Origin of the sequence: Draconibacterium sp., assembly GCF_041583095.1 — a bacterium.
Classification (GTDB): Bacteria; Bacteroidota; Bacteroidia; order Bacteroidales; family Prolixibacteraceae; genus Draconibacterium.
Map to the genome: position 1 here is coordinate 1 of NZ_JBFHGM010000243.1, position 7,692 is coordinate 7,692.

General features: G+C 40.4%; 6 protein-coding genes. 5 read left to right on the forward strand and 1 reads right to left on the reverse strand.

Translation table 11 applies throughout. The features are described 5' to 3' along the window. Positions 1 to 464: 464 nt before the first annotated feature. A complete protein-coding gene (locus ABZB17_RS17805; protein WP_372652128.1) occupies positions 465 to 968 on the reverse strand; it encodes an OsmC family protein in 504 nt (167 codons plus the stop codon). A gap of 660 nt (positions 969 to 1,628) precedes the next feature. Between ABZB17_RS17805 and ABZB17_RS17810 the strand changes: the two genes are divergently transcribed. The 5 genes from ABZB17_RS17810 to ABZB17_RS17830 form a co-directional block, all read left to right on the forward strand. Continuing rightward, positions 1,629 to 2,129 (forward strand): hypothetical protein, encoded by a 501-nt coding sequence (locus ABZB17_RS17810; RefSeq protein WP_372652130.1) that lies wholly within the window; start codon positions 1,629 to 1,631, stop codon positions 2,127 to 2,129. A gap of 307 nt (positions 2,130 to 2,436) precedes the next feature. Further along, complete coding sequence (locus ABZB17_RS17815) at positions 2,437 to 3,423, forward strand: DUF1080 domain-containing protein (RefSeq protein WP_372652132.1); 987 nt, start codon at positions 2,437 to 2,439, stop codon at positions 3,421 to 3,423. A gap of 274 nt (positions 3,424 to 3,697) precedes the next feature. Beyond that, positions 3,698 to 4,702 (forward strand): glutamate ligase, encoded by a 1,005-nt coding sequence (locus ABZB17_RS17820; protein WP_372652134.1) that lies wholly within the window; start codon positions 3,698 to 3,700, stop codon positions 4,700 to 4,702. A 24-nt stretch (positions 4,703 to 4,726) separates the two neighbouring features. Then, on the forward strand, positions 4,727 to 6,094 hold the full coding sequence (locus tag ABZB17_RS17825) for a glutamate--cysteine ligase (RefSeq protein WP_372652135.1): 1,368 nt from the start codon (positions 4,727 to 4,729) through the stop codon (positions 6,092 to 6,094). An 18-nt stretch (positions 6,095 to 6,112) separates the two neighbouring features. Beyond that, the coding region (locus tag ABZB17_RS17830; protein WP_372652136.1) for an ABC transporter ATP-binding protein at positions 6,113 to 7,692 on the forward strand (1,580 nt) is incomplete at its 3' end.

Sequence of the window (7,692 nt, forward strand, 5' to 3'; positions counted from 1 at the left end):
CTTTCAGCCTCCTTTCAACCGGAACTAAATCAAGGCGTTGAACCATTCTAACTTTATGCATCTCCAGGGGTAACTCTTCGCCTAAAAAAAATTTAATATTAGCCATAATAAATAGGTAATTGTTTTTTTGGTTATTAATTAATATTGGTTTAATTTTTCAAAAAGCATAAATATAAGAATATGTCGTAGATTACCATGTTTTGGAAAATAGATTGTTAGAGAAAACGCTCAAAAAAATGGGAATAATAAGGCGTTGATAGGGGAAAGTTATAGATTGTTAAAACTGGATGTGTAGAATTGGCTGGCTCGCAAGAAAGATTACAACCTTCAGTCTTTAATGGATGAACCAAAATAAAAGAGGTCATTTGCAACCTCTTTATGTTCAATGAATTCTGAATCTATCACAAAAATAAGCTTAAGCACTAACTCGTTCTATTGAAACCTCTACCGGATTTCTGATAATGTCAAGCATTCTGTACGTGGTTGCACAGCTCATCCAGTTTTTCCGTTGGCGCATCGGCATTTATTTTATAAACAACCTTAATGTTCTCATAACCTGGTCTTATCGTTTCTGATAATCCCAGAAATCCGTGCAGGTCAATATCACCTTCCATGTCAAATTCGAGGGAATTAATGGTAATTCCCATTGCAGATGCATTGTAGACATAGCCAACTGTTAAACAGGAAGCTAAGGCGTGTAAGACTGCCTCAACGGCATTGGCTCCATGATTTTCGCCCAGTAAAACTGGAGGTTCGTCACCTTCAAGAACAAAAGCTTCTTCGCGCGATGTATCTTCCATTTTTGCCCCATAAAAATCTTTAATTTCTGTTTTGCAGTGTCCCCCGCTTATCCAATCGGTGTGCGACCTGAATTGAAATTTTGCAACATCTGCATCCCTTTTTTCCGCTTCAATTGTACCAAATAACTGGTCAACATTTACGCCATTTTTTTCGATTACTGTTTCCATTTCTGTCTGTTTTAATGATTAAAAATAAGTCATGGCGTGATTTATTAAATGGGTATCCATCTTAAATTAACAAAACGGAGTAATTACTCTATTTATGTGTGCTGAAATCGATTTGAAAAGTTGCTTTTGATTTCTACCAAAAGTTGTTTTGTTAATACTTTCCGGGATGTAGACTCTTTGGCAGCTGTGGTACCTCTTTTTGTGGTATCCAATTTCTCTTCTGAATCAGCAGATTCTGTGGAAGGTCTTTATACATCAGTGCAGGAATGCCTTTTCTAAAGTATTGTTTTTTTTCGGTTTCTTTCTTTTGTCCGCATATTTCAATATTGCTGTAACTGGAGCGATGGTTTCTACAATTAAGCCGGATTATGAGCATCATTTTATTTTTTTTAGTTTACGATTTTACTTTTTATGTTTTTAATAGTCAAACACCAAGTATTTGAAAACAAACAAATAATGACATCTTCCATTGGATGTCGTGTATGATTATCTGAACTCAGCCAAAACTGTGGTGTTGTTCTCTGAATCGGATGGAAAAGTTGAACTCGATAATATAATGGGAATGAAATTGGTGAAAATACATGCTGTATTTTTTATACCAGGATCGCGCCTAATTAATAATTAAATCAATTCAATCATTCAAAAACTAATTTAATTGAGATGAAAAGAAATCACACAAACAAACAAATGAGTTTCTTGCGGATGTTTTCAGTTGTTATGTGCTTATTGCTTGTTGTTCCGGCAATGGCAAATGCACAGGGTAAAGCTGACTTTGCAGGCAGTTGGGCTTATAATGAATCGAAAAGTAAAATGGGCGACAGCGGCCGCCGATTTGGGGGTGGCGACTTTGTTGTAAAACAAGAGGCCAATCTTCTTTCGGTTGAAAGATCGTTTAACGATCAGAGTTTTACAAGTAAGTACACACTAGATGGGAAAGAAAGTGTAAATTCTTTTGGAAGAGGCGAAAGCAAATCGACAGCCAAGTGGTCTGACGATGGAAAATCGCTCACTATCGTTACAAAAATGAACTTCAACGGTACCGAAAGAACATCAACTCAGGTTTGGACATTGAACGATGCTAAAACGCTTTCAATTGTATCAACCAGGCAAAACAGAGATGGTGATGACGTAACCACCACAATGGTTTACGACAAAAAATAGACTTAACCAGAAGTTTAAAAGAGACCTTTATATCAAAGGTCTTTTTTTATTCTTTTTCAGTTTATTTGAGAACAAATGTGGCTCAAAAAGCTCGGCTGTGCGACCGAATAAATAAAGTCGAACGCTTTTGTTGATGGATATTACAGGAAAGTCGTTCAGAACTATCAAACAGTACTGGATGCGCAGGTAGAAATGGTATTTAAAATTGATAAATTAATGGAGAGTGTTTTTATTCAAACACAGTTTTAAGTAGCTTTGTGTTTATTAGAAACAAGATGAACAATTTTATTCATCAAAATAAATAGCAATGAACAAACTAAAACCTATTATTTTATTGATTGCAATTGCACTGACGGCTTTTGTTCCGGTGCAGGCGCAGCGTGTTGAAAGTGACTCGCCATTAATTGGCAAGTGGGATTTAACCATTAATATGACTCAACAACAGATCGAAAATCTCGGTCTTTTCCGACATGGATTAATGGCTTCTGATGGTTTCCCCGGATGGCTGATGGTTAAATTATCTGGTTTCTCTACCTTAACCGGATACTATGTTGGGTACGAAGGTAGTGCCCGGCCAATTGCCGAAGTAGTTTACGATGAAGCTACGGATAAATATCATTTCACTATTCCACCGCAATGGATGGATATTGATGATTTGTATTTTGAGTTTTCGCTAAAAGACAATAAGCTTACAGGCTATCAAATGCTCGATGGTAATAAACTGGAATGGACAGGTGTTCGGGCTCCTTCGCTTAAAAGAACTGCACCGCCAATTTGGGGAAATCCTATTGAGATGATTACCAAAAATATGGAAAAATGGGTAATTCCACAGAACAACAAGTTTCAAATGATTGATGGTGTAATGGTTAACACCGAATCGGGTGGAAACCTGATTAGTATTCAGAAATTTGAGGATTTTAAACTTCACGTAGAATTCCGTTACCCGGCAGGAAGTAACAGCGGAATTTATCTTCGTGGCCGTCACGAACTACAGATTGAAGATTCAAAAGGAAGAACCGACGATGTTAGTATTGGTGGTATTTACGGGTTTATTGCACCTGCGGTTTATGCCGCTAATGCACCGGGCGAATGGCAAACTTATGACGTCACACTTGTTGGGCGCCATGTTACCGTTTTGCTTAATGGAATAGAAGTTATTTCTAACCGTCCTATTCCCGGAATTACAGGTGGTTCGTTGGATAGCAACGAAGGAGAACCTGGTCCATTTCAGATTCAGGGTGACCACGGACCGGTGGAGTTCCGCAAATTTACTGTTACTCCGGCGGTTAACTAAGCGCCAAAAACAATCCGGATAATTATAAAAATATTCATGTCAAAAGAGGTCTTTTCAGGCCTCTTTTTTATAACATTAATTTGAGAATTGTTATCCAGTAAGCATAAACAAACGGATCTGGATTGGATTTCCTTTCGCATTTCAACGCAACTTTAAATTACAGGCAATATTTCATTCTTTGGAAACTATTCTAAACACAATGTTTTAATTTCAAATGTTATTACGAAGAGGGATGTTTCGCCGCATTGGAATATTTCCCAAAAAGCAATTTGTTATGATGGAAAAAAGCAACTATAATTTTAAACCGCTACCTGGTTATGAGCAATTTGAAGCCACAACCCAGATTCTTATTGCTGAAATTCTTCGTCGTAACCTGGATTTTGAGATTATCGATGCCGATAATAACCTCATCTCGGTTCAGTACAACAATAAAGAATACATTATTCACGAAGGAACCATTTCGGATGCCAACAGCCTGATTGCCTTCTGGATTTCAAACGATAAATGGATGACCCGGCAATTCCTTCAGCGAAAAGGTATTCACCAGGCAAAAGGTATTTTGCTGAAGCCCGGTTATCAGACCGATGTGCTGGATGCGATTCCTTTGCCCGCCGTGGTAAAACCGGCTAATACCGATCATGGAATTGCAGTAAGCACAAACATACAATCGCGCGAAGAGCAAATTGCCGCTATCAACAATGCTTTTAAATTTTCGGATAAAGTGATTGTCGAAGAGTTTTGTCCGGGGCAGGAATACCGGGTTTTGGTAATTGATTATGTGGTGCGGGCCATTGCCTGGCGCGAACCGGCAAATGTGTCAGGCGATGGAAAATCATCAATTCAGCAATTGGTAAACAAAAAGAATAAAGGCCGCGGAACGGATTATACGCATCCATTGTTAAAAATAAATATTGATGAGGAAGTGATCCGACATTTGAAGGCGCTTTCGATGACCCCGGAAACGATTTTGAAAGAGGGAGAGAAAGTGTACCTGCGTAAAAATTCAAACCTGAGTACCGGAGGAGACAGCATTGATGTGACCGATGAAATACCGGATTTTTATAAAAGTGTAGCGGTTGAAGCAGCAAAATCGGCCGGGCTTAAAATTGCCGGAATCGATATTATAATCAAAGACATGGAACAGCCTGCCTCGCACGATAATTACATTGTGGTGGAACTAAATGCTCCTGCCATGTTGTCGATGCACGATTATCCGTACATAGGGAAAAACCGCCATGTGGAAAAATATGTTCTCGACAGCATTTTGAATTCAAAGTGATCGCTGACAGCAAAAAACAATTAAATGACAGAAACAGAAAAAAAAATAGAAATAAATCATAAATCGCAACTGATCGATTATTTCGAGCGGGGGAGCAAACCTCCCGAGAGATGGGGAATTGGTACTGAAAACGAAAAGTTTCTATTTCGCAGAAAAGATTTTGGCCGCCTTCGTTTTGAACAGGATGGTGGGATTTTGAAGATTCTAAACAAGATGGAACAAGATGGATGGACGCCAATTCTTGAAAACAATATTGCCATTGGTCTTCGGAAGAATGGTGCATCAATTACGCTGGAGCCCGGTGGACAGTTCGAACTTTCGGGCGATAATTTTAGCACGATTCACGAAACGTATCGCGAAACCAAAAAGCATTTTAAGGAACTCAACACGATAAGTCAGCACTACAATTTTTTTAGTCTGCCCATGGGCGTTGATCCTTTGTCGGACGTTGCCGATGTGCCTTGGGTGCCCAAAGAACGATACCGTTGGATGCGCAACTACATGCCAACAAAAGGCGATCTTGGGCTGCACATGATGACAAACACCGCATCAACACAGGTAAACCTCGATTTTTGTAGCGAAAAGGATATGGTAAAAAAGATGCGCGTGTCGCAGGCATTACAAGCTGTTGTTACCGCTATTTTTGCCAACTCGCCATTTTCTGCCGGAAAACCCAACGGCTATTTAACGTATCGTTCGCATATCTGGAACCATACCGATCCGGACCGATGTGGTTTTTTACCCTTTATCTTTGATGAGGGATTTGGTTTTGAGCGTTGGGTTGACTATTTGCTGGATGTGCCGATGTATTATATTTTGCGCGATGGGGAGTATATTTCGGCAAACGGACTTACCTTTCGTGGATTTTTTGAGGACAAACATTCGCTAAAGCCTACGCAGGAAGACTGGGAAACCCATGTGTCAACGATTTTCCCGGATGTACGGCTCAAACAGTTTATTGAAATGAGAGGGGCTGATGCCAGCTGTGTATCGCACATTGCAGCGGTTTCGGCCTTGTGGGTTGGTTTGTTGTACGATGGTGATAGTCTGGCAGAAGCCGATGAACTTATTTCTAAATGGGACGTTGACACCATGCAGGAGCTTCGTGCCCAGGTTCCCGTAAAAGCGTTGAATGCAGAAAGTGGCAATCTGCACGCCGGGACTATTGCAAAACAAATTTGCAGGATTGCCTCAGATGGGCTTAAGCGGCGTGCAAAGGTGCGCTGTTCGGAAGATGAAAGCCGGTTTTTAGCTCCGGTCCGCGAAATTACCGAAAGCGGAATTACCGTGGCAGAAAGGCTGTTGAAACGCTATCAAGAGGGTAACGAAACTTTGCCCGAGTTGGTATACAACTGGCAAAACGAGCAGATGCAAAAATATATTGATGCTTAAAAGGCAAAAACTGGGAGCATGTTATCGAAACTAAAATTCTTATTAAAATACACGCATCAATACCGCTGGTGGTATACAGGGGGAATTATCTTCCTGATACTTACCGTTTGGACTTCGATTACGATTCCCGGATTTATCCAGAAAACCATCGACCTGATTGCCGCCGGCCGTGTAGGAAATGAAAGTGAGTTTCATAAAAATGTTTTGATCATTGTAGGTCTGGCTGTCGGATTGATACTGGTTAGAACACTTTCGCGGATTTTGATCTTTTTCCCGGCGCGTCTGATTGAACGTCAGTTAAAAGGTGAGATGTTCCAAAAGCTGGCCTCTTTCGGAAAGGATTATTACGATAAAAACTCAACCGGAAATATCATATCGAGGGTGAATAACGACATTAACGGTGTGCGAATGATTACCGGCTTTGGCATTCTGCAAATCGGAAATATACTCTTGTCTTTGTCGCTAACGCCTTACATGATGTGGAAACTGTCGCCGATGCTCACGTTGTATTGTATCATCCCAATGGTGGTGGTTTTTTTTATTGTTCGTTATGGCATGAAGGTGATGGTTAAAAACACACACGCAAGAATGGATACCCTGCAAATGCTTTCCGGAAAAATCATTTCTTTTCTTTCGGGCAACAGTGTGATTAAAAGCTACAATATTTACGAGCATGCCGAAAATAAAGTGGAGACAGATAATATTTCTTATTACGAGGCCTCGCTAAAAATTTCGTGGATTCGCTCATTTGTTATTCCCTTGCTTGGCAACCTGGGGCAGATTTTAAAGATCATCATCTTTTTTGTGGGTGGCATGTATGTTATCAACGGCAAATTCACTATTGGCGAATTAACCGAATACATTGCCTACGCTGCGCTGCTGGCTCATCCGATTATGGGGCTGGGCTGGGTGCTCACCATTTTCCAACAAGGTATGGTGGGAATCAGCAGTATTCAAACCATTATGGACCGAAAAGGAACCGATGATGAACGGAAAGCGCTGCCCAAATCGAAAAAGAAAGAGCTTTTTAAGGAAGGAATACGCGTAGAAAATCTGAATTACACTTACCATAACGGCGATAAACCGGTTCTGAAAGACATCTCGTTTTCGATAAAACCCGGTCAAATCGTTGGTATAACCGGAAAAGTTGGATCAGGAAAAACCACTTTGATTCAGTGTTTAAATGGATACTTACGCCCCGGAGCAGGACAGATCTTTTATGGCGATATTGATGCCGATTCAATACGAAGCGAAGACATCCGGTCGGTGGTAAATACGGTGAGTCAGGAGGTGTTTCTGTTTTCCGATTCCATTGAAAACAATATTGGGTTAACATCGGACGAAACGATTGACGAGAAACGTTTTGACGATGTGATTTACAAAAGTGCTTTTGCCGACGAACTGTTGCGTTTCCCTAAAAAAGGGAAAACAATGGTAGGAGAGAAAGGTATTATGCTTTCGGGCGGACAAAAACAGCGAATTAGCCTGGCAAGGGCACTTTATACACAAGGTGAATTGTTGATCCTCGACGATGTATTTTCAGCTGTCGATACTGATACCGAGCGTTTCCTGATAAAACAAATTGTGGAAAACTATGC